Origin of the sequence: Rothia sp. HMSC078H08, assembly GCF_001808955.1 — a bacterium.
Taxonomy (GTDB): Bacteria; Actinomycetota; Actinomycetes; order Actinomycetales; family Micrococcaceae; genus Rothia.
In genome coordinates this window covers 140,481-160,694 of record NZ_KV795253.1, presented here as the reverse complement: position 1 = coordinate 160,694, position 20,214 = coordinate 140,481, and the positions used below count along the sequence as shown (strand labels likewise).

At 60.4% G+C, this 20,214-nt stretch carries 19 protein-coding genes; 4 read left to right on the top strand and 15 right to left on the bottom strand.

Features of this window, described 5'->3' with window-relative positions:
• Window positions 1-69 precede the first annotated feature (69 nt).
• The 9 genes from HMPREF2528_RS03555 to HMPREF2528_RS03510 all read right to left on the bottom strand — a co-directional run bounded on the left by HMPREF2528_RS03555 (window position 70) and on the right by HMPREF2528_RS03510 (window position 9,117).
• Window positions 70-1,671 carry a M48 family metalloprotease gene (locus HMPREF2528_RS03555; RefSeq protein ID WP_070542460.1) on the bottom strand — a complete coding sequence of 534 codons (1,602 nt, stop codon included), beginning with the start codon at window positions 1,669-1,671 and terminating at the stop codon, window positions 70-72.
• Window positions 1,672-1,910: 239 nt separating this feature from the next.
• Window positions 1,911-3,047 (bottom strand): acetate/propionate family kinase, encoded by a 1,137-nt coding sequence (locus HMPREF2528_RS03550; RefSeq protein WP_070542457.1) that lies wholly within the window; start codon window positions 3,045-3,047, stop codon window positions 1,911-1,913.
• Window positions 3,048-3,320: 273 nt separating this feature from the next.
• On the bottom strand, window positions 3,321-6,173 hold the full coding sequence (locus HMPREF2528_RS03545) for a hypothetical protein (protein WP_246823869.1): 2,853 nt from the start codon (window positions 6,171-6,173) through the stop codon (window positions 3,321-3,323).
• A 561-nt stretch (window positions 6,174-6,734) separates the two neighbouring features.
• A complete protein-coding gene (locus tag HMPREF2528_RS03535; RefSeq protein WP_070507342.1) occupies window positions 6,735-7,370 on the bottom strand; it encodes a Fic/DOC family protein in 636 nt (211 codons plus the stop codon).
• Window positions 7,371-7,373: 3 nt separating this feature from the next.
• On the bottom strand, window positions 7,374-7,640 hold the full coding sequence (locus HMPREF2528_RS03530) for an antitoxin VbhA family protein (RefSeq protein ID WP_070542453.1): 267 nt from the start codon (window positions 7,638-7,640) through the stop codon (window positions 7,374-7,376).
• 67 nt (window positions 7,641-7,707) lie between these two features.
• Window positions 7,708-8,268, bottom strand: a complete 561-nt coding sequence (locus HMPREF2528_RS03525; RefSeq protein WP_070507346.1) for an ATPase — start codon at window positions 8,266-8,268, stop codon at window positions 7,708-7,710.
• A 29-nt stretch (window positions 8,269-8,297) separates the two neighbouring features.
• Window positions 8,298-8,486 (bottom strand): hypothetical protein, encoded by a 189-nt coding sequence (locus HMPREF2528_RS03520; RefSeq protein ID WP_049344653.1) that lies wholly within the window; start codon window positions 8,484-8,486, stop codon window positions 8,298-8,300.
• A gap of 2 nt (window positions 8,487-8,488) precedes the next feature.
• On the bottom strand, window positions 8,489-8,797 hold the full coding sequence (locus tag HMPREF2528_RS03515) for an antitoxin VbhA family protein (RefSeq protein WP_070542451.1): 309 nt from the start codon (window positions 8,795-8,797) through the stop codon (window positions 8,489-8,491).
• A 77-nt stretch (window positions 8,798-8,874) separates the two neighbouring features.
• Complete coding sequence (locus HMPREF2528_RS03510) at window positions 8,875-9,117, bottom strand: hypothetical protein (protein ID WP_070507353.1); 243 nt, start codon at window positions 9,115-9,117, stop codon at window positions 8,875-8,877.
• A gap of 512 nt (window positions 9,118-9,629) precedes the next feature.
• Between HMPREF2528_RS03510 and HMPREF2528_RS03505 the strand changes: the two genes are divergently transcribed.
• Together HMPREF2528_RS03505 and HMPREF2528_RS03500 are read left to right on the top strand one after the other, a co-directional pair.
• Entirely contained in the window at window positions 9,630-9,839 is a 210-nt protein-coding gene (locus tag HMPREF2528_RS03505) for a hypothetical protein (RefSeq protein WP_070507356.1), read from the top strand.
• Complete coding sequence (locus HMPREF2528_RS03500) at window positions 9,839-10,486, top strand: Fic/DOC family protein (protein WP_070542449.1); 648 nt, start codon at window positions 9,839-9,841, stop codon at window positions 10,484-10,486. Before HMPREF2528_RS03505 ends, HMPREF2528_RS03500 begins: the two co-directional genes overlap by 1 nt.
• A 616-nt stretch (window positions 10,487-11,102) precedes the next feature.
• On the opposite strand, the gene HMPREF2528_RS03495 is transcribed toward HMPREF2528_RS03500, so the two are convergent.
• Window positions 11,103-12,383: a Fic family protein gene (locus HMPREF2528_RS03495; RefSeq protein WP_070542447.1), complete on the bottom strand. Its 1,281-nt coding sequence runs from the start codon at window positions 12,381-12,383 to the stop codon at window positions 11,103-11,105.
• Window positions 12,384-12,571: 188 nt separating this feature from the next.
• Window positions 12,572-13,321 (bottom strand): carbonic anhydrase, encoded by a 750-nt coding sequence (locus tag HMPREF2528_RS03490; RefSeq protein ID WP_070542444.1) that lies wholly within the window; start codon window positions 13,319-13,321, stop codon window positions 12,572-12,574.
• A gap of 435 nt (window positions 13,322-13,756) precedes the next feature.
• Here HMPREF2528_RS03490 and HMPREF2528_RS03485 point away from each other — a divergent pair, with 435 nt between their 5' ends.
• Window positions 13,757-14,437, top strand: a complete 681-nt coding sequence (locus tag HMPREF2528_RS03485) for a DUF8175 domain-containg protein (RefSeq protein ID WP_070542442.1) — start codon at window positions 13,757-13,759, stop codon at window positions 14,435-14,437.
• Between the two features lie 88 nt (window positions 14,438-14,525).
• On the opposite strand, the gene HMPREF2528_RS03480 is transcribed toward HMPREF2528_RS03485, so the two are convergent.
• The 4 genes from HMPREF2528_RS03480 to HMPREF2528_RS03465 all read right to left on the bottom strand — a co-directional run bounded on the left by HMPREF2528_RS03480 (window position 14,526) and on the right by HMPREF2528_RS03465 (window position 19,259).
• Window positions 14,526-15,614: a diacylglycerol/lipid kinase family protein gene (locus tag HMPREF2528_RS03480; RefSeq protein ID WP_070542440.1), complete on the bottom strand. Its 1,089-nt coding sequence runs from the start codon at window positions 15,612-15,614 to the stop codon at window positions 14,526-14,528.
• 269 nt (window positions 15,615-15,883) lie between these two features.
• Window positions 15,884-17,191, bottom strand: a complete 1,308-nt coding sequence (serS, locus tag HMPREF2528_RS03475; protein WP_070542438.1) for a serine--tRNA ligase — start codon at window positions 17,189-17,191, stop codon at window positions 15,884-15,886.
• Window positions 17,192-17,282: 91 nt separating this feature from the next.
• Window positions 17,283-18,230, bottom strand: a complete 948-nt coding sequence (gene pheA / locus HMPREF2528_RS03470; RefSeq protein ID WP_070542434.1) for a prephenate dehydratase — start codon at window positions 18,228-18,230, stop codon at window positions 17,283-17,285.
• A gap of 132 nt (window positions 18,231-18,362) precedes the next feature.
• Window positions 18,363-19,259, bottom strand: a complete 897-nt coding sequence (locus HMPREF2528_RS03465) for a spermidine synthase (protein WP_070542431.1) — start codon at window positions 19,257-19,259, stop codon at window positions 18,363-18,365.
• A 92-nt stretch (window positions 19,260-19,351) separates the two neighbouring features.
• On the opposite strand from HMPREF2528_RS03465, the gene HMPREF2528_RS03460 reads away from it, so the two are divergent.
• On the top strand, window positions 19,352-19,975 hold the full coding sequence (locus HMPREF2528_RS03460) for a GNAT family N-acetyltransferase (RefSeq protein WP_070542427.1): 624 nt from the start codon (window positions 19,352-19,354) through the stop codon (window positions 19,973-19,975).
• The last annotated feature ends 239 nt before the right edge of the window (window positions 19,976-20,214 follow it).

The following is a 20,214-nucleotide window of genomic DNA, read 5'->3' as shown; positions in this document are numbered from 1 at the left end:
GGGTTCGTGAAGGTTATTGAGCTGTGCGGCCCAGATGAGGCGCTTAGAGCGCACCCGGGTGGCTACTGGCTACTTCTTATCGCCGTCGAAACCGTAACCGTACGAGCCACCCTCAGAGGAGCCGCTACCGTACTGGCCGTAACCGTACTGCTCGGGAGCAGGCTGGCCGTTAGAAGGCTGGCCATTAGAGGGCTGCTCAGGTGCGGGCTGGCCTGCACCGTTCTGGCCTGCGGCAGGCTGGCCGAAGCCGGGCTGCTGACCGTACGCAGGCTGATTAGGTGCGGGCATCTGCGGGCCACCGGGAGCGCCCGGTGCCGGCACGCCACCGGCGGCAGCGTACGCATCCCAACGCTGGCCGTGGAAGGCACGAGCCTGCTCGGTGAGCCAGCCAGCGAACAGCGTAGAGTTCGCGTCGAACTCGGGGGCGTTCTCGGGCTTGGAGTACACATCCACGGTTTCCAGGGTGTGGTCTGCCCAAACATCCTGGTGTTCACGCATGAACTCGGTGGACTGAATCGGGTCGGGCCACATGTGCACCGGCTCCGCCGCCGGAATCAGGACAGGAACGCGCGGTGCGGCGTCCTTGACCGGGTTCTCAGTCGGGCGCCAGAACAGGCGGCCGGGCTGGGTGCGGTCACGCAGCGCATGCGCACGCCAGGTGAGGATGGGGTGGCTTGCCAGGAGGTTCACGTACCAGACGGCAAGGCCGCGGTCGGTCACGGCACGGTCGGCAAGCTCATCGAAGTTGACCTGCTTGTTCAGGTACTTACCTGCCGCAAGCACCTTGATAGCGCCCTCAGCGCCCTCGGGGCAGAAGCGGTAGCCGAAGTTGTCGGCGGTGTACTCCTGCGAGCGGGACAGCGCACTCGACAGCACCGGAATCTGGTTGAACAGCGTGGTGAAAATCAGACGGAAATAACCGACGTGACCTGCGGCGATGTGGCCCACCTCGTGGCCAATGATGAAGCGCAGCGCCTCCGGGTCACGGGACTTACCACCGATCTCGAACAGGTCAGAGTACAGGCAGATGTAGCGGCGGAAGCCGTGACCTGCCGCGAAAGCGTTCATCACGCCGTTACCGAGGATGACGTACGCGTCCGGCACGCGGCGCAGGCCCGCCGCCTCCGCTGCTTCGGCGAGCATCTGGTACGCCTCAGGGAACTGGGTCGGGGTGATGCGCACACCGCGAACACGCTGCTGCGCGTAGTAGATTGCACGAACAATGAAGATGGCAATCGGGCCCAGGATGAGCAGACCAACCGTCTGGAAAATCAGGTCTTCCAGGCTTGCGGAGGTGCTGCCGGAAGGTACTCGAACCGAGCCTTCACCGGTTGAGCTGAAGACGTAACGCATCATCGAGCTGAACAGGTCAGCCAGCGCCATGAACAGCACAATGTAGCCGACCGCGGTGACGGCGTAGGCGGCGACCAGCCACGGAATTTCGGAGGGGTGACGCAGCGCGTGCAGCACCTTCGGCGGCAGCATCGACTGGTAGGCGAAGAGCTTCGGCTGGGGCAGGGGGCTGACCGGCTTCTGGCGCTCGTCTTCGGGGAGCCAGCCGGCGGAGAGGTCCTGCGGGAGGGGCTCACCGGGGGCACGGAATGCCTGCTGGCCGGGCTGGGCGTTGAACTGTCCGCCGGGCTGCTGGTGGTTTTCAGGGGGTTGAGTCATGTCTCGTCCGCTTCGTATCGAGTGTTATCTGATTCCACTCTATCGTTTTTGGGCACTTACTAGTGAATGTGAATGCGCTTTTTCTCACAGAATGCCCATTCGCGACGCTACAGCACGCCACAGCGTAAGGAGCGCGCCGCCTCGCGGGCATAAAGTAATCCGCCGCAACACCCGTACAGGACGGGTGCCGCGGCGGATTACTTTACGCTGAGCCGCCTACACGGCGGGGTGCGTGGGGCTTAGAGACTCTTGACGAGTTCCTCGGTAGCCTCAGCGATAGCCTTCTCCTCGTTGGTGGGGATGACCAGCACCTTGATAGCGGAATCCTCGGTGGAAATCACGCGCGGCTCGGGGGAACGCTTAGCGTTCTCCTCCTCGTTGTACTTGATGCCGAGAGCGCCGAGGCGGTCCAGGACCAGCTTGCGGAAGTCGCCGGAGTTCTCGCCGATACCTGCGGTGAAGATCAGTGCCTGCGCGCCGCCAACAACCAGGTTGTAGCCGCCAATGTACTTCATCAGGCGGTAGGAGGTCATGTCCAGTGCGAGCTGTGCACGCTCGTCGCCGGACTGTGCAGCCTCAACGACCTTACGCATGTCGTTGGAGCCAGCCAGTGCGAGCAGGCCGGACTCCTTGTTCAGGATGGTGTCCAGGCGTTCACCGTCAATGCCCTCACGAATCAGGATGGTGGTCAGTGCCGAGGGGTCGATGTCGCCGGAGCGGGTACCCATGATCAGGCCAGCCAGCGGGGTGTAGCCCATGGAGGTGTCGACGGACTTGCCGCCCTTCACAGCGGTCACGGACGCGCCGTTACCGAGGTGAGCAACGATGCCGTTGAACTCGTCGCGTGCAATGCCGAGCATGTCAGCTGCAACGTGGGAGACGTACTCGTGGCTGGTGCCGTGGAAGCCGTAGCGGCGGATGCTGTACTTGTCAGCCAGGTCGTAGGGGATTGCGTAGCGCCATGCTTCTTCGGGCATGGTGGAGTGGAACGCGGTGTCGAAGATAGCAACCTGCGGCAGGGAGGGCCACTTGTGCATTGCTGCGCGCATGCCCTGAGCGTGTGCGGGGTTGTGCAGCGGTGCCAGCGGGGAGAGGTCGTCGATCTGCTGGACAACTTCCTCGGTGAGCAGGGCGGGGTGGGTGAACTTCTCTGCACCCTGCACCACGCGGTGGCCGACTGCCTGCAGCTCACGGCCTGCCAGGACGGGCTCGAGCTTCTCGGACATGATGTCGAATGCGACTTCGTGGTTGGGCACGTCGGTGCCGATGTTTTCGACGAGGCCGGAGGTCAGCATCTGCTCTGCCTCGGGCAGGGAGGTGTCACGCACCTGGTACTTCAGGGAGGAAGAACCGGCGTTCACAACGAGAATAAGCATGAAAGTATCTTCTTTCGTAGTTTTCTTTTCTGCTCCATTCTCGCACTTTTCGAGCCTGCGTGCGAGACGGCCCCGGCTGTGTTTTTAACGGGGGTTTTTATCGCGGGCGGTATCAGGGCATTATCGGGGGCAGGAGGGGCGGGTGTGCACAGTGTGGCGCCGTACTCGTTCAGAAGTGCCACCGACGAATCGGTCCAGGCTATAGGTTTGGCCCTATAGATTCGCATTTCGTCCTCGATAGTTCTTGGAGAAAAACGTAGTACTTGGGTCAGCTCACGCATCTAAATTCACCACTTCTTTGAAACGATCAAGGTTAGAGCGCGAGTGAAGGACAATCACAACCTGCTTGTCACTGCCCTCGATAGCGCACGCCATCGATTCGAGCTCAGCGCGCTCCTCTGACGGAGTGAGACCCTTCAAGGTCTCATCAAGCAACACAAGCCGGGTAGCGCCTTCACGTAATACGGAACGCGCAAGCATGAGCCCGCTCGAATTCGATGCTTCAGATGCGAACGGATCGATATCTGGTACGATTACCACTTCGCCTTGGGGATACCGGCGGTATAGAGCATCAAGCATGACGGACTTCCCCGCGCCAGTTGGTCCAATCAAGGCAACCATAGAACACCCAGAGTCAAGAACACTCTCAAGCAGAGCCAGGTCAGCAGACCGCACGGGCGGATAAGAACGGTCGGCACGGTACTCTTCAAGCATCCGAACACGCTCCGCAGTCAAGCTGACTACACCAACCTGTTGCAGCGTCTCCACCGTAGATTGGATGCCAGATGACAGAGTTACTGCAAAATATATTACGACCGCGGGAGCAACCACTGAGTTCGATCCTTCGACCATCAGTGCCAATACCACTGCAGAAACATTCAGTGACAACACAAGCAACTGAATCAGTCCCGTACGCAGTGCGTAGGCGTTCGCCAACTGAATCGAGCTGCTGACGTATGCAGCCTCCGAATGAGCGTAGGCTTCTTCTCCAGCCCGACGCAGCCCTGCACTGACGGGCGCAGCGTGTAAGCCAGCCTGGGCACCAACCACCCCGATGAAGTCACCTCGGCGATTGGCAGCCGTCGTCGAGGCAGGGAGAATCCACTTTGAACCCTGACGCATAGCAAGCATCGCTAGGGGTGCTACCGCCAACACAGCAATCATGAACAGCGGGGCGCCGGCCACTGCGCCTCCGATGAGCATAAAGGTCTGTAGAATGACCATAAATACCGAACCCAGGGCGCTAGGCACCGACATCTGAAGGTCGGAGAAGTCTTCACCCATCCGCCCCATGACCGCACCGCTTGTTCTAGGACTAGCGAATCGATCGAGCCTCCGTATAATCCTGTCGTGCAAATCGCTCAGCCTAGCGATGGGAGCCAAGTAGAGCGGGCCAAAGAACATGACGGACCCAACAATTGCTGCCAGTGCGCAAGCAGCTGACACTCCAGCAACCTGAGCAGACAGCCCATCACTGTGAGCAATCGTCATTGCAAAAGCAACTTCGGATCCGCTCAAGAGTAGGGCGCCACACGTAATCCACACCAAATGCGGCCCAAACAGCAACAGGGCCGATCGTCGGAATGTGGCACGCTTCGGCTCAGGGTCAGGAAGGTCCTGTCTCTCGCTCACATCCATCGAACCAGCATCTGCCTCCTTAGCTGCCCCGGGGCTATGAGCCTGCAACTCAAGAGGGTCTACCCTCGCATCATTGCCGGGGGTGAAGGCACTCGGTACGTACTCCTCCGAGCTTGCCAGAAGTGTGCACGTTGGCACGCACTCTAAGATCTTCTCGGCAACCACTTCTCGTGCTACAGGATCAAGCGCTGCGAACGTATCGTCCAAAATTAGCCAGTCCGGTTTGTCTGCCAAAACGATAGCGACAGCAGCACGGTGTCTCTCTCCTGACGACAAGGTTGTTGCGTCTTGCCAGAACCGCCCGATCACATCCTCAGTGAGCCCCATATCTAAAGCGAGGCTAGTGAACCGGGATACCTGATGTGGCGAAGCAGAAGCTCGCCACGCTGACAACACCGAATGGGACACTTCCGGGTTGCGTGGTACGAAAGCAGAATCGGGGGTGGTCACGGATGTGCGCAATGCTTCAGCGCGCTCAGACGTAGCGGCAAGCACCTCTCTAGAATTTGAAGGCTGCCCCACCAAGTCCTGCTGTTTAACCGTGCAATTTGGAGACGACTCGAGCTTGTCGAGCTCACGCATCATTGGCACAGCGAGCCGAATAACCCGATAGTTTACGATGTTGTTCTGCACCGCTGCGTACAGGTAGCGGGCTGCCAAAATAATTCCAATACCGAAATGAGCGGATGGCCAGAGCCACGCGCCGAGAACCGCAACCACAGCGAGCACCGCAGTTAGTGCTCCCCGTTCAAGGAATCCATTCAGGACCTGCAACGGGACCCGTCTGCGCAGAAGATGCTCTTCGGTGTTTCGGATGCTAGCGACCTTGTCCAGGGCGGTACCCCAGCTGGGGATGCTTTGCCCTCGAGGCAGCGCGTTTGCTACACGCTGGATCCACTGCCGACGCTCTCCCTCTAGAGCGACGTACTGTTCCCATAGTCGGCCCACCAAGTTGATGAGACGGACGCTGACGAATACCAATCCAGTGATGAGCAACGCAGCGATTGCGCCGCTTGCACCATATAGCGCGAGCGAAGCCGCGAGAAAGGCAATAATCTGAACGGTTGAAACGGCGAAATCAACAACGAAGGCAAACTGGCTGATCTGTCCTGGGTATGTGAGAACATGCCCGTGAGCTTCCGGCGGATGGGATGACCTACTAAAGATGTCCCGGAAACGGCGGTATGTGAGCTGTCGAACCGCGATCGTGAGAATAAGCTCTTGGCGTTCCTTCACCCAGTACCCTAGGCTTTCAGCCAGGAAAGCGAAGATGAGTAACCAAATAGCACTGCCTGGGGTCCTCTCACCTGACGTTACCTGGCCGATACCTGCCGTAATCATCAGAGCCCCTGCAACATTCAGTAGGCCAGCGGTGAAGACGGTGAAACTCGTGCTCGTTGGCGCGAATATCAAAGCAAGCCAGCGGATCCGTCTCGGCAGGTTCCGCGCTATCCTTTGATAGCGCGCATACAAGTGCTCGATGGGCATGTCTCTCAGATGCAGGCTAGGAGCAGCGCTCTGTGTTTCGCCCCGTCGCTTGTGATTGATCACCATTATGTTTCCAGTCATTCGGTATTCGAGTTCAGGTGTACGGCCTCGTTAATAAGTTCGTCGTTCGGAAAACGGGCTTGGAGGTCGTTGAGAGCTACCTGGACATCTATGCTCGGATCGAGAGCAGTCCGAGCCTGCATGAGCAAAAGCTCTACCTCAGCCTTCGACTTCGCATCGAGTTGCGCCTGCGCGACGAGGGGCCCCTAATTGCATAAGGATGGACCCGAGAAGTCAGTGCACTTCAGGCATGCTTGGGTCGAGCTCAACCGTCTATAATGAACAGCCAACGTCGGCTGAGATGCTGCCTTCTCGGGCATGCACCGAAATTGGGTACGGGACAAATATACAATAATGTGACCAAAATCCAACATATAAGCGTGTCTGTCGGGCTCATCCCCGCGCATACAGGGAAAACCCGCCGCCTTACCAATAAGGTGGCGGACATCCGCGCTTTAATGCCCTCATCGGGTATCTGCCCGAGGTGTATTAGTTGCCTGACTAGGCATCACGCGGCACAGTAATAATGCTGAACAGCTGATGTAGCTCCTCCGGATGCACCTCAAAATACCCGCGATCCGGGCCGCTAAACATCGAACTCTGGTTCCAGCCGCGGCGGCCAGCACGCGCATAATCAAACCGGAAATTACTACGCGCCGCCACATGATCCATGAAAATGCGGGTCGCACGACCATTACCCTCACGGAAAGGGTGCGACTGGTTCAGGTGCGCGAAAATCGCGGCGGCAACCTCCACAAATTCCTGCTGGTTCAGGCTCGCCCAGTCAGTCGCGCGGCTAGTGGCGAAAACGTAGTCGAGGTACCGGTCAATACTCAAAGGCCCGTCCTGAACGCTCGCGAAAGCACTTACACCCTTGGACATGTCCACGGTGCGGTACTCCCCCGCCCAGTCGTACACGTCCTGGAAGAGGTAGCGGTGAATGGCCTTGAGGTGCTCCGCGTCGAAGGTGTGAGCGATGAGCTCGGGGTTCTTGGTGAGCTCGTAGCCTCGTCGGGTGATGATGCGGTGCTCGTAGAGCGAAAGCGCCGCGGGGTCCTTGATGCCCGGCTTGTTCCGCATGACGTGCTGGTAGGGCTCGGGGTAGAAGTACGCCGCCCAGTTCTGCTGATGACTCACGGTTTATTCGCCCTCCTCTGCATGCTGGTCCACGTTTTGGCTTGTCAGCACCTGGTAGGCGAGCGCCTTCGCTAGTGCTTGCCGGTCGTATTCTTCCGCGGTGATTCGCCCAAGCTCGTAGTCGATGAGTAGCGTGACGTCTTCGCGGGTGGGGTTGTCGCCCTCAAGCCAGGATGAGGCGAGGGGCTGCATGATGTTGCGGCGCTGCTCTTCGGTGAGCGGCTCGAATAGTTCGGGGGAGCGCAGGTGCAGGTCAAAATGATCTGACACTGTATGTTCCTTTCTTGACCTTCGCAGGTCGGTCTCACGGTCGGGTCGTGAGGGTGGGAGGTGACGGTTAGCTGATGTGCAGACCGTATCTCGGCTCGTCGAGCAACACCTTTGAACCGGCACGCCAGTACACCGGTTCGTACCAGCGGGTGTTGTCGAAGACCCGCAGGATGTCCACGGAGGAGGCGAGCGCCTGCAGGTTCGCGTGGGAGCTGTCGTAGCGGCGGCGGATATCTGCCTCGTCAACACCGTGGCCGCCCTTGGCGACTCGGGCGGCGACCCGGTCCACGGCGGTGTCGGCGCTGTTGAGCGTCACGTACAGTAGGGTCACCTCGTACCCTTGGGCGTGGGCGCGGTCGATGAGGTTCTGGAAGGATTTGGCGTTACCCGCAAGAGTGGTTTCCTGGTGGATGGACTCACCGGCCGCGAGCGCTTGGCGCAGGTCTTGCACGGTGTCTCGCATGGCGCGGGCAGCGTCGGCGGGGTTGCGCCAGTCGCCTCCTGCAGCGCGGAGTTTCTCGTCGGCATTGAGGCGGCGGGTGGCGCCGAAAATCTGCGGGTTGGTGCGGTAGAGGGTGCTCTTACCGGCTCCGTTGACCCCGCCGATGATGATGTATTGGGGCTTCATGTGCGGCTCCTTTAGACTGCCTAAACGGCTTAGACAACGAAGTTCTCGTCAGCGAGAACGATGCGCTGCTTCTGCTGCAGAGAGTAGGTCTGCAGGGCAAGGTAGAAGCGGCGTTTTTCGTCGTCTTCTTCGGCCTCGATAAGCGGGGTGAAGACCTCTGAGCTGTTGTCTACGAGGTACTTGTGGAGCGCCTCAAAATCGGGGGTGTTGTCTTCCATGATTATCCCTTTTCCGGAAGGTAGTCGACAGGCTGGTACTGCTCAATTTCGTTGGGTTTGTTGGAAGATTTTGCTTCTTGCGACCTCTGCTTATTGAGGGCGAGAGCATGTTCCAAAATCTGCTTTCGGTAATCTTCCCCGCTGATACGCCCTACTACAAGATCGATGAAGCGGGCGACTTCTTCACGACTATGCTCGTAGCCTGAAAGCCAAGAAGAGACGAGAACGTCGATAACCCTCTGGCGCTGCTTTTCGGTGAGTCCTTCAAACAGGTCCGGATACCGGAGGTCTATATCAAAATACTCTCCCATGAGTGTTTTCCTCGCAGGTGTGGTTGGTGGATAGCTGTTTGTGAGAGCCGCCCACTACTTCGTGGGCGGGGTTTTGCCTAGTCAGCGAGCTCTTCCGCTGCCTGTTTCTTCTCGCGTCGACGGCGCCCCCACTCCCCATATTCGGGGCGGCTCGTGTACTCCGCATTCCACGCCTCCGCGGTTGCCGGCAGCCAGATTCGCTTCTCGCTATGCGACATGAAATCAGGCTCGGGCAGCTCGCCTCGGCGGAGCAGACTCGCGGGGGTCATACCCAGGAAACGCGCCATTTCATTGACGCCTACAATCAGCATGCGATCCATTAGGTGGGTCCTTTCGTTTACTCTAGGGAGGCACCTCGTATATTCCAGCCTAACCCAGGTACCGAAAACAGGCACTGCCCACGGTCATTCGGGGGAGGGCACCGCCAAAATGACCGTATGCGTTGCCGGAGTTTCCCGTGCTTGGTAACCTTGAGGTACAAGTTAAAACTCATCCCGTACGCTCTACAGCTGTGTAGCGTTGCTTGCCATGTACGGCGAGTTCCTACCGGGTTTTATTCCGAGTAGGGGGTGGAAAGGATGGGGCTACGAGGGGAAGCCTATGTGGCCGAACTCGTGGACCTTGTCATGGGTATGAGGCGTGTTCCCAGTAGGGTAGCGCCTCATAACGCTTTAAGGGCGGTCCCTCACCGGGTTCGCCTTTTCTGTCCACTCTTTTCTATTCAATGCGCTTCCAACGCCGGAAGCCAGAAAACCGCATATACAGATTCCTATATTTCTGTATCGCGTTCCCCTCACCGAACCTACAGGGTAAATCTTCAAGGGAGGAAGCCATGCCAACACCAGCCACCCACACCGACGATTCGACCAACCCCATCACCCCCGAGGAATCCCTGAAGTTCGCGGAGGCGGGCATGAACCTCGCCGGGCACGTCATCACTGACCCGCGCATCCTTGAGCTTCTGAACCAGCGAGCGCACGGCGGCATCTCCTTCGAGGAGTACAAGGCGGCGTGCATCCGCCACATTTTGGGAGGTAACTAGTGGTGAAGCAGTACACCTGGGAGGGCTACTACATTCCCGGAACGCGCGTTCTTCGGAACCTTTTCACGGCGCCCGGCAAGCCGTACGGTGAGACTGACCCGGTGAAGTTTCGGGTGCTTGAAGAGGCACTGGTTTTTGAGCGGATGCGCATGCTCGCCGAGCAGCCTATCCGCGGCAATTTCGATTTTGCGCATATGAAGGCGATTCACGGTTTCCTCTTCCAGGACGTGTATGAGTGGGCTGGTCAGGAGCGTACCGCCCCCAGTTTTTGGGATCCGCGTATGAGCAAGGAGGGGCACCGGTATTTCCCTGCGGGTGAGCCGATGCTGGAGCAGGCGAACCGGCTCTACCGCGGGTTGGCGGCTAAGAACTACCTGGCGGGTCTTTCACGTGAGGAGTTTGTGCGTGAGTTCGCTGAGCTGTGGAATGAGCTGAATGTGGTGCATGCGTTCCGTGAGGGTAATACCCGCACCCAGTTCGTGTTTTTCAGTCAGCTTGCTGAGCATGCCGGGTACCGTCTGGTGCCTGCCGCTTTTGAGGTGGCCGCGGCTTTGCGTGATGAGTTCGTGGAGGCGCGTTTTGAGGGTCAGGACACCGGCAGGAGTGCACGCCTTGCAGAGGTGCTGACGCAGGCGATTGCTGAGTAGCCGCCGGGTCTTGTTTTGAAGGTCGGCGGGTATTGCCTCTAGTGGGATTCCTGGTGTGACCAACCGCGTTGCCGAAGATTCCCGCACTTGGTAACCTTGAGACACAAGTTAAAACTCATCTCGTACGCTCTGCGCAAGTTACCGTGCTGCTCATCATGTAAGTGGTGAGTTCCTATCAGATTTTCTGTGTAGGGAGGGGAAAGGATGAGGCTGCAGGGGGGAGCCTGAATGGCCGAAGCTGTGGACCTTGTCATGGGTATGAGGCGTGGTCCCCGTAGGGTAGCGCCTCATAACGCTTTAAGGGCGGACCCTCACCGGGTTCGCCTTTTTTGTGCGCCGAACCTGACCCCGACCGCGCATGACTGAAACGGTTGCGGGGGTAGGTATAACCTCCGTATAGTTGAGGGTGTAAGGTAAAGCAAGATCCCTGAGGTAGTCGCCGCGAGGCGAGGAGGTATAATGGGTGAGCCGTAGCGGGGTGTACCGGTGGATTCTGGTCGAAGCTACGGACCTTGCGCATAAGGCACCCCCAAGGGGTGCCTTTTCTGTTTAATTACAGCTCAGGGGAGGGGACGTACTCTGGTGCGTCCCCTCCCCTGTCTCTTATGCTCGTGGGCTATTCTTCGTCGTCATCAACGGCGGGCAAGCCCAGCAGGGCGGTTCCTGCCTCGGTGAGGGACCAGCGCATCGTACGGCCAGCCTTCACGCCCTCAACAAAGCCGAGCCCCTGTAGCAGCTTGAGCCTATCGCGCAGAGTCGGCGCCGTAACACCCAGCGCCTCCTGCAACTCGCTCGAGGTAGGCGCAACTGGCGCACGGAAAATCTGCACCTGCCCCAGCAGGTACAGCAGCCGCAGAACATCATCAAGCTTCTTCGAAGTCAGCCCGGGGGTGCCACCCGTCCAGGTGCGGCTGCCCTCCAGCTCAGCGATACGCTTGCCAAGGGCACGCCACGCACGGTCACGTGATTCCAACTCGTCTACCAGGTGCTCCTGCGCTTGCTCGATCAGCCCCAGAAAAACATGCAGAAAACCGGTCACCTCACCGTAGTTGAGGGGTTCTTCCGCCGCGCTAAACGCCTTGTAGTAGCGGCTCTTCTGAATGTTGAGCGTGCTCGGCAGGGTGAGGGTCGTCAGCCGGGTGAGTGTCTGCCCCAGGTGGGACACCAGCAGGTACCTGCCCAGGCGGCCGTTGCCGTCGTAGAAAGGGTGCGTGTATTCCACCATGAAATGCGCGGCGATCGCGGAGAATAGCGCCGGCACGTTCGGGTCGAGGGCATGGTCAAGCGCCGCCTGAACGTTGGCGGTGATGGTTACTTCGCTGTCGGGGGCGCGGTGAATTTCTCGGGTGTTGTCGTGGATAACCACGGGTTTGGTGCGGAATAGAGCCCCGTCTGGGCGGTCTTCTTCGGCGAGGTGCCCTTCGAGTAGCGTGTCGTAGAGGCTACGCACCTGCTCAACCGTGGAGGGTGGGCGGCCTGCCCCCAGGTCTTTGAGGAGGTTCACGAATTCGACGGCGCGTTTGGCGCGGGGGTCCTCGCTGTCGCCGGAGGTGAGTGCCTCAGAGATGAGCTGGCGTGTGGTGTGCACACCTTCGATACGGTCGGACGCCACGATGCTGCGTACTGCCAGGTCGAGTAGGTAGCTTTGCATGGCGATGCTGGGCAGTTGGGAGCTCAGCTGTTCGATGTGCCGTTCACGGCGCATGATGCGTTCGAAGGATGCGAGCGCGGTGCGGTCTGCCAGGTAGAACAGGGGGTGCTCCCCTACCGTGAATTCGTTGAGGAGGTAGGTGGAGTGGCCGTTGCGGCGTGCCTGCAGTTCGGTTTGTGCGGCGGCTTTGCCGCGTTCGTGGAAGATGCTTTTGAGGGTGCGGTACCTTGTGCCGGTGGTGTTCACGTGTACCCTCCTTGATGGTGTAAAAAATCGCGGTTTTTTTCATTATCCTCCCAATTTTCAGGAAATAGTGAAAAAATCCGCGATTTCTTTCATAATCCAGATCACAAATAGGCAGTTAGGGTGCCGGTAGGCTCCTCAACTTAGACCCCTGCAGGGGCTCATCCCAGTGTGAAGCATCGCCCATCGCTCTACTTGTTATGCTGCTTGAGCCATTTTTCAGCAAAGAGCTTGTAGCCCTGCGGTTCAAGAATATGAGACGCCTTCCACTTATTGGGTCGCTCCGCAGTACGGTGCAAACGCACGTAGTAGGCGGGGCTGAGGCTTCCCTCGACTCGCACGCTAACCGTAAGCCAGTAGGGGTTGTCCCCACCAGGAACTTTCAGGGTCGGGTCATCGACCAGTTCAGCGCTGATTACGGTTCCTTTCAAAAGGTCAATACGCGATTTAGGCCCGTACTCATTCTGCACTTCGGGGTCGACCATCGGGTAGAGCTCTTCTGACCATTCCTTGTACGGCTTGCCGCTGGTGTATGCGGCGACAATTGCTTTCGCGGTTTCAAGCGCGCGACCACGGTCTTCGTCAGTGATGCTATTGAGGGTAGGAACGCTGGAGGGCTGCTGGGGTCCACCACCGGTTCCCGCCAGGGGTGAAGGGTCAAGGCTCACGGTCGGGGTCGGGGTCGCTGCCGCAGTGGTGGATGCCGCGGTGGTGCTTTCCGTCGCGCTCGGGGAGGCGGTCACCTCGGTGACGGTGGGGGTGCGGCCTGCGGTGGTGGTTGCGGGTGCAGGAGTAGTAGAGCTGGGGGTGGGGGTGCTGGTGGCGGTAGAGGTTCCGCTGGTGATGAGGGTTCCGCCCGGTGCGGAGCTATCGGTGCTAGCAGAGCAGCCGGTAGCGAGCAGTGCGAGGGCAGCGGCGGTTGCGGTGATTTTGCGGGTCATGGAGAGGGGCTTTCTCTGATGAACGGTATCTATGTATCGGTGTGATGCGTCTAGGCGGGGCATATGCTGGGCTGTGTAGCGTTGCGACCGCCTGCGGTTGGTGTCTGCGTCGGGCGTTGACGCATAGTGGGTGCACGGTTAGGTACCGGATTAGCGGTATGAATTCGGTTCTTTTTCGTGCAGTCCAGCTCATATCATGGTAGCTCAGGGCGAGCGCCTGCAGGATATCTGTAGGCATGATAGGGTATCTTTTGACACCGATAAATATGTGCCGCCGTGTTTTTGCGTCTTGCAGTCCTCGATGTTGTGTTCTGGCTCAGATGCTTTTCCTGCGGTACCGCATAGTTTCTCATCACTCATTCAATCTCTGCCCTCCTGCTGGGGGTGGGTTTGTCGCGCCCCGAATTGTGGGGTCTACGTATTTTGGAGATTGTTATGGAGAACAAGGGCGGAGTCACTATCCCCCGCTGGGCTTTCGGACTGGCAGCAGCCGTCGTCGCCCTCCTCGTTGTACTGGTCATCGTGCTGATTCCGCGCGGCGGCGATAATTCCAACACCTCCGCTTCGGGCGGCTCGAACGGTGCGGCTCAGTCGAAGGCCACCTCAACGGTAGCGGCAGGCACCTGCGGTGCCGGCGCCTCAGACGACCAGGCAGTACTGGATGCAGCACCCAAGGACACCACGTGGGTAACCACCGATGAGGGTTGGATTGGCCCGGTGTCGAAGACCGCTGGTCCGATGGCAAACTCCCCGATTCGCAACTGCTTTGAGCACTCTGCCGAGGGCGCGCTCTACGCTGCAACTTGGGCGTACATCCAAGTAAACTCGACCCCGGATTCCTACATGCCGACTGTAATCGGTCCGGGTGCCGACTCTGCACGCGAGAGCCGTACCAAGAAGTCCACTACCACCGTTCCAGTTGTAGGGTACCGATATATCTCCTACACTCCCGAGCGCGCGGCTATTCGGATTCTTATCAAGCTCCCTTCCGGCACCTACCGCTCTACTGATGTCGTCATGGAATGGCACGATGGTGACTGGCGCTTCTGGATTCCCTCAACTCTGCCGAGCTTTAGCTCCGCAGACCCCGACGAGTTCATTACCTGGGGCTCCTAAAACCTAACAGCCTGTACTAGCAATAAAACGCGGTGGGGCACGACCTTTCATCAGGTCGCGCCCCACCGCGTTTATACGTTTAAGACGGCTAGAGCACCTCGGGGTGGACCGCCACCTCCACGGCGGCAGGCAGCACGCGCGCGCTAATACGGTACGCCGACGGCGCCGGATCACCATCCACCTCAACCGGCTGCGCACCATCCGGGAACTCCAACACCACCTCAGACCCCACCAGGTGGCGAATCACCGGCAACTCAATGCGCGGCGACCCCAAAATCGTGCGGCGCGTAACCTTCGCCATCAACAGCCCCCACTCCACCAGGTCACGCGGCGACGCCACAATCACCTCAAGATTACCGTCATTCACATCCGTCATATCCGCCAGGCGAATACCACCCTGCAGGCGGCCACAATTCGCGATCAGCACCGAACGCATCGGCAGAGTACGAGACTCCCCACCGTCCACGCTAATACGCACCGGGTGCGACCTGCCCAGCATATGCTTCATGCCGGACTGCACGTACGCAACCCAGCCGAACTTCGCCTTAATCTCCTCGTTCGTATCATTCATAACGAGCGCATCAAAGCCGGCACCACTCATCACAAAGAACGTGTGTTCGGTTTCTTCACCGGGGGTGCTCGTCGTCGTCATCTCAATCGCATCAACGGCCTGACCTGCACCGTTGAGCGCAATATTCACGCACGCCGCCACGTCACTGACCGGAATGTACAGGTTACGCGCCAGCAGGTTACCGGTACCCATCGGCAGAATACCCAGACGCGGCTTGCGTCCCTCATGATGCGCCAGCGCCGCCGCCACAGCACGCACCGTACCGTCACCACCGGCAGCAATCAGCAGGTCAACACCCTCAGCGATCAGCTCACGGGCAGCCTCAGAACCGGGCTCGTCCACGCGGGTGGTGCGCACCAGCGCCTGCGGGTGGCCGTTCGCCGCGAGGATACGTTCCAGGATCTCGACAGCCGCCGCAGCGCCGGGCTTGCTGGGGTTGTACACCACGCCCACGCGCTGTGCCTGCCCGGTGGGCAGGGTCGGCAGAACGCCGAAGGGCGCGCCCAGTTCGATAGCGCGTCGGCGCGCTTCACGGCGGGCACGAGTGACGGAGGCGGTCAGAGCCGCCGCCGCAGAAACACCAAGGAGCTTACGGTAAAGAGGCATAGTTCTTAGACTACCGGGATACGCAAAAACCCGCCCACCGTTTACGCGGTGAGCGGGTTTTTCAGCTGGTTGTGAGATTACTCAGCGGGCGGGGTTTCCCCTTATTCAGCGATAGCCGGGATAACCTCGGCACCACCCATGTACGGGCGAAGAGCCTCAGGAATCACAACAGAACCGTCAGCCTGCTGGTGGGACGGAGGTGGGGAATTCCGAGCGCGCGAGGCACTAAATCCCCCGCCGGAGTGGAGACTCACTCCAGCAGGCATCCCTTATTCAGCGACAGCGGGGATGACCTCGGCACCACCCATGTAGGGGCGGAGTGCCTCAGGAATCACAACAGAACCGTCTGCCTGCTGGTGAGTCTCCAGGATGGCAACCACCCAGCGAGTCGTCGCCAGGGTGCCGTTCAGGGTCGCTACGGAGCGGGTGCGGCCCTTACGCACGTTGCCTGCCTCGTCCACGGTGTCCGGGGTGCGCTCGCGGATGTTCAGGCGGCGCGCCTGATAGGTGGTGCAGTTCGAGGTGGAGGTCAGCTCACGGTAGGTGCCCTGGGTGGGGACCCACGCCTCGCAGTCGAACTTGCGGGCTGCGGAGGTGCCCAGGTCGCCTGCGGCGGTGTCAATCACGCGGTATGCGAGGCCGCAGCGCTGCAGCATTTCCTCTTCGAGGGACAGCAGCTTCTCGTGCATCTCTTCTGCCTGCTCGACGGGGCAGTAGACGAACATTTCAGCCTTGTTGAACTGGTGCACGCGAATGATGCCGCGGGTGTCCTTACCTGCGGAGCCTGCCTCGCGGCGGTAGCAGGAGGACCAGCCCAGGTACTTCTTCGCGCCCTTCTCGAAGTCGAGAATTTCGTCGGTGTGGTAGCCGGCGAGCGCCACCTCGGAGGTGCCGACCAGGTACAGGTCGTCGCGTTCGAGGCGGTAGATTTCGTCGTCGTGCTTGACGTTGAAGCCGGTGCCGTTCATGATTTCGGGGCGTACCAGGGTGGGGGTGGTCATCATGGTGAAGCCGTGCTGGGTGGCCAGGTCGAGCGCCATCCACATGAGTGCCTGCTCCAGGCGTGCTACCTGGCCCTTGAGGAAGTAGAAGCGTGCGCCGGAGACCTTCGCGCCGCGTGCCATGTCGATGCCGTCGACGAGTTCGCCGATTTCGAGGTGGTCGCGCGGCTCGAAGCCGTCAGCGGTGAAGTCGCGGGGGGTACCGACCTTCTTGACGACCACGTAGTCGTCTTCGCCGCCGGTGGGCACGCCATCGATGATGAGGTTCTCGATGCTGCTGATCAGTTCCTCGTATTCGGCGGTCTTCGCCTCGGAGGCTGCCTTCGCATCGTTGACGCGGGCGGCCAGTTCCTTGGCCTGTGCAACGAGTGCGGGCTTTTCTTCCTTGGGTGCCTTGGCAACCTTCTTGCCGAAGGCGTTCTGCTCGGCGCGCAGGGTCTCGTATTCGCCGATGAGTGCGCGGCGTGCGGCGTCGGCTTCGAGGATGCGGTCGACGTGGGTTTCGTCCTTGCCGCGTGCTCGCTGGGAGGCGCGGAAGACGTCGGGGTTTTCGCGGAGGAGGTTAATATCAATCACTGTTTTATCCTACCTAATCTTGCGGTGGGTTGTGGGCGGGGTTTGCGCTGGTGGGGCGCGGGTAGGTGCGGGGGTGTCTAGCGGCGGCCGGCTAGCGGCGCTGCAGCTGTGCGGGGCGGCCGTTCGGGAAGAGGGACTCGACCCACTCGTGCGCGGCGTCGAAGGAGGCGTCGGAGTGGATGCTGTCGACCTCGGTGTTTTCGTGGTCGGCGCGCGGGTAGGAGCCGAGGAACTTCAGCGTCGGGGAGACGCGGTGCAGGCCGCGCAGGGCGTCGCGCATGCGTGCCTCGTAGATGTGGCCGTCGGCGTCGATGCTGAACGAGTAGGAGCCCATGCCTTCGCCGGTGGGGCGCGATTCGATGCGGGAGAGGTTCACACCGCGCACGGAGAACTGTTCGAGCAGTTCGAGCAGGGCGCCGGCGCGGTTAGCGGGCAGCGGCACGGTCAGGGTGGTCTTGTCGGAGCCGGTCGGTTCGGGGATGTCGGCGGTGCGGGAGAGCAGCACGAAGCGGGTTACGGCGTTCTTGTTGTCGCCGATGTTGTCCTGCAACACGTGCAGTTCCGGGTGGTAGTTCAGCAGCGCCGGGGAGCAGATTGCCGCATCGTAGGTGCACCCCTCTTCGAGCAGGCCGACAGCCGCCGCGGCGGTGGAGGAGCCGGGCAGGTAGGCGGCAGTGGGCACATTCTCCTGCGCCCAGCCGCGCACCTGCGCCCAAGCGTGCGAGTGGGTGGAGATAGTCTTGACGTCTTCAATGTTGATGGGCTTCGCGGCGACCAGCACGAAGCGGATCGGTACGAGCACCTCGCGGATGATGCGTACACCCTCGCTGGCTGCGATAGCGTCCAGGGTGGCACTCACGCCGCCCTCCACGGAGTTTTCGATGGGCACCATGGCGGCGTCCACCTCGCCCGCGTTCAGGCGTGCGAGCGCGTCGGGCACGCTGGTAGCGGGGATGCATTCGGCGTCGGATGCGCCGGGGACGCTCAGCAGGGCGGATTCGGTGAAGGTGCCGGAGGGGCCAAGGTAGGTGTATCGCATGCCACTATAGTAGCGTCTGCTGTGGAGGGGGCACCGAATTTGGCGATAGGTTAGTGACTTTGGCGGTAGTTAAAAGCCCCTACCAAAGTCACTAACCTATCACCGAAAAACTTAAGTCATTACTGAAAACCGCTACCGCACGAACTGGCGCACCCGCGCGGTGTCCCAGTACTGGGCGGGTACGCCTCCACCCATGAGCTCGCGGGAAATAGCGGCCGCCTGCACGGAGCCGGCCTCCGGCAGGGGCGCGTGCGAACCGGCAATAATGACGTTGCCGCGGCGGCGGCCCTTCAACATTGCCGAATCCGCCACAATGCACACGTACTCGAACACTTCGAGCAGTGCGGACGCCTCCGCGCGGGCACCGGTCAGCGCCGGCCCGTCACCACAGTTCAGGATGTACAGGCCGCCGGGTGCCAGGGACTCGGCGACGGTGCGGGTGAACTCGACGGTGGTGAGCGCCTCGGGGGTGGTGTCCCCGGCGAATACGTCACGGATCAGCACGTCACGGGATGCGGGCGCGAAGGTCGCGGTGACGGCACCCGCCTCACCCACACGAATCTTCACGCGCGGCGCCTTGGGGATGTCGAACCAGGCGCGCACGTACTCGGCGAGCTTGGCATCCAGCTCAACAACCGTGTTGCGGCTCGTCGGGTACAGGTCAGCGAAATAGCGCGCCATCGAGCACGCGCCACCGCCCAGGTGGGTGATGCGCAGCTTCGCAGCGTCCAGGTGCTCCTCCACGTGCGAGGAGACGACCGCCGCAATCCAGCGCATGTACTCAAAATCCAGCTGGCGGGGCTCACCCACAATCACGTGGGAAGACTGCACACCATTAATGAGTAGCAGCCAGCCGTCGGCGTGGTAGCCGTCGGGGACCAGCTCCGCCTCACCCGTAGAGATGGGGTACACGCCAGCGGCGGCACCTTGCACGGGGGTGTTCTCGGTATCGTCGATGCGGTTCTTCTGCTGCTTCTGGGTTTTCTGCGCCTTTTGGGACTTCTTGGGTGCCCTGCTCTTTTTCGCCATACCCACTAGACTAGCCGACAGCCCGCACGCCCCTAGCGTACGCACCCGCAAGGAACCGCCTCCACGGGGGCCGGCTGAGTAGACTAGAACCCATGGGATTTGTATGTCAGGGCCGCTACGCGCTCGCACCGATTGAACCGACCGACGCCGAAAAATACGTCAACCTGCAGCTGGACTGCATGGAGCAAACCTACGACCCGATCTACTTCGACGCGCTCGGGGAAAGCTTCACCGCCCGCCACCGCGCCGAACGCAACGAATACCTCGAAGACTTCCACCGCCACCTCTCCTCCTCCACCGTGCGCGGCTTCTTCGCCTATGAGGTGCCCGGCTGGACCCCCGACGGCGGGCTCTCCTGCTCCATCGGCGCGCAGATCGACTGGGATAAGCCGGTCGGCCTGGCGCTCTCCCTGTGTGAGCCCTCCTCCTGGGAACTCGAACGTGCCGAGTCCCTCCCCGAACTGCCCACAGGCACCCGCAAACTCACGCACCTGTACACCCTCAACCACACGCACGGAACCGGGCTCGGACAGGCACTCTACGAATCCGTCATCTACCCGGACGAAAACTCCTACCTGTGGGTCATGGCAGAAAACGAACGAGCGCTCTCCTTCTACGAGCGCCTCGGCTACCGTAACGAAGGCGTGTACTTCCAAGCGCGCGGCTCCTGGGCCCCCGGATGCAGCGTACGATACACCCGCATCCTCAACCCCTAAACGGCACACCACACCAGGAGGCGGCACGCAAAACACCCCAGCCCTAACAAGCTGCGCATCCGCCCCACATGACGCAACACATGACGCAGCGCACCGCACTCCCTGTTAGGCGCCACCCCCACAACGCCTTAAGATAGAAGATGACCTATAAGCTCGACGCACCCGCGCACAGGAGCACATACACCCCTGCACAACCGCGGGACCCAGCGCCGAACATCGCATAGAAGGACAGTAAAACA

Bases quoted from the DNA above. Each gene is read 5' to 3' on its own strand.
- HMPREF2528_RS03555 (WP_070542460.1), bottom strand. From the start codon at position 1,671: ATGACTCAACCCCCTGAAAACCACCAGCAGCCCGGCGGACAGTTCAAC.
- HMPREF2528_RS03550 (WP_070542457.1), bottom strand. From the start codon at position 3,047: ATGCTTATTCTCGTTGTGAACGCCGGTTCTTCCTCCCTGAAGTACCAG.
- HMPREF2528_RS03545 (WP_246823869.1), bottom strand. From the start codon at position 6,173: ATGCCCATCGAGCACTTGTATGCGCGCTATCAAAGGATAGCGCGGAAC.
- HMPREF2528_RS03525 (WP_070507346.1), bottom strand. From the start codon at position 8,268: ATGAAGCCCCAATACATCATCATCGGCGGGGTCAACGGAGCCGGTAAG.
- HMPREF2528_RS03520 (WP_049344653.1), bottom strand. From the start codon at position 8,486: ATGGAAGACAACACCCCCGATTTTGAGGCGCTCCACAAGTACCTCGTA.
- HMPREF2528_RS03515 (WP_070542451.1), bottom strand. From the start codon at position 8,797: ATGGGAGAGTATTTTGATATAGACCTCCGGTATCCGGACCTGTTTGAA.
- HMPREF2528_RS03510 (WP_070507353.1), bottom strand. From the start codon at position 9,117: ATGGATCGCATGCTGATTGTAGGCGTCAATGAAATGGCGCGTTTCCTG.
- HMPREF2528_RS03505 (WP_070507356.1), top strand. From the start codon at position 9,630: ATGCCAACACCAGCCACCCACACCGACGATTCGACCAACCCCATCACC.
- HMPREF2528_RS03490 (WP_070542444.1), bottom strand. From the start codon at position 13,321: ATGACCCGCAAAATCACCGCAACCGCCGCTGCCCTCGCACTGCTCGCT.
- HMPREF2528_RS03485 (WP_070542442.1), top strand. From the start codon at position 13,757: ATGGAGAACAAGGGCGGAGTCACTATCCCCCGCTGGGCTTTCGGACTG.
- HMPREF2528_RS03480 (WP_070542440.1), bottom strand. From the start codon at position 15,614: ATGCCTCTTTACCGTAAGCTCCTTGGTGTTTCTGCGGCGGCGGCTCTG.
- pheA (WP_070542434.1), bottom strand. From the start codon at position 18,230: ATGCGATACACCTACCTTGGCCCCTCCGGCACCTTCACCGAATCCGCC.
- HMPREF2528_RS03465 (WP_070542431.1), bottom strand. From the start codon at position 19,259: ATGGCGAAAAAGAGCAGGGCACCCAAGAAGTCCCAAAAGGCGCAGAAA.
- HMPREF2528_RS03460 (WP_070542427.1), top strand. From the start codon at position 19,352: ATGGGATTTGTATGTCAGGGCCGCTACGCGCTCGCACCGATTGAACCG.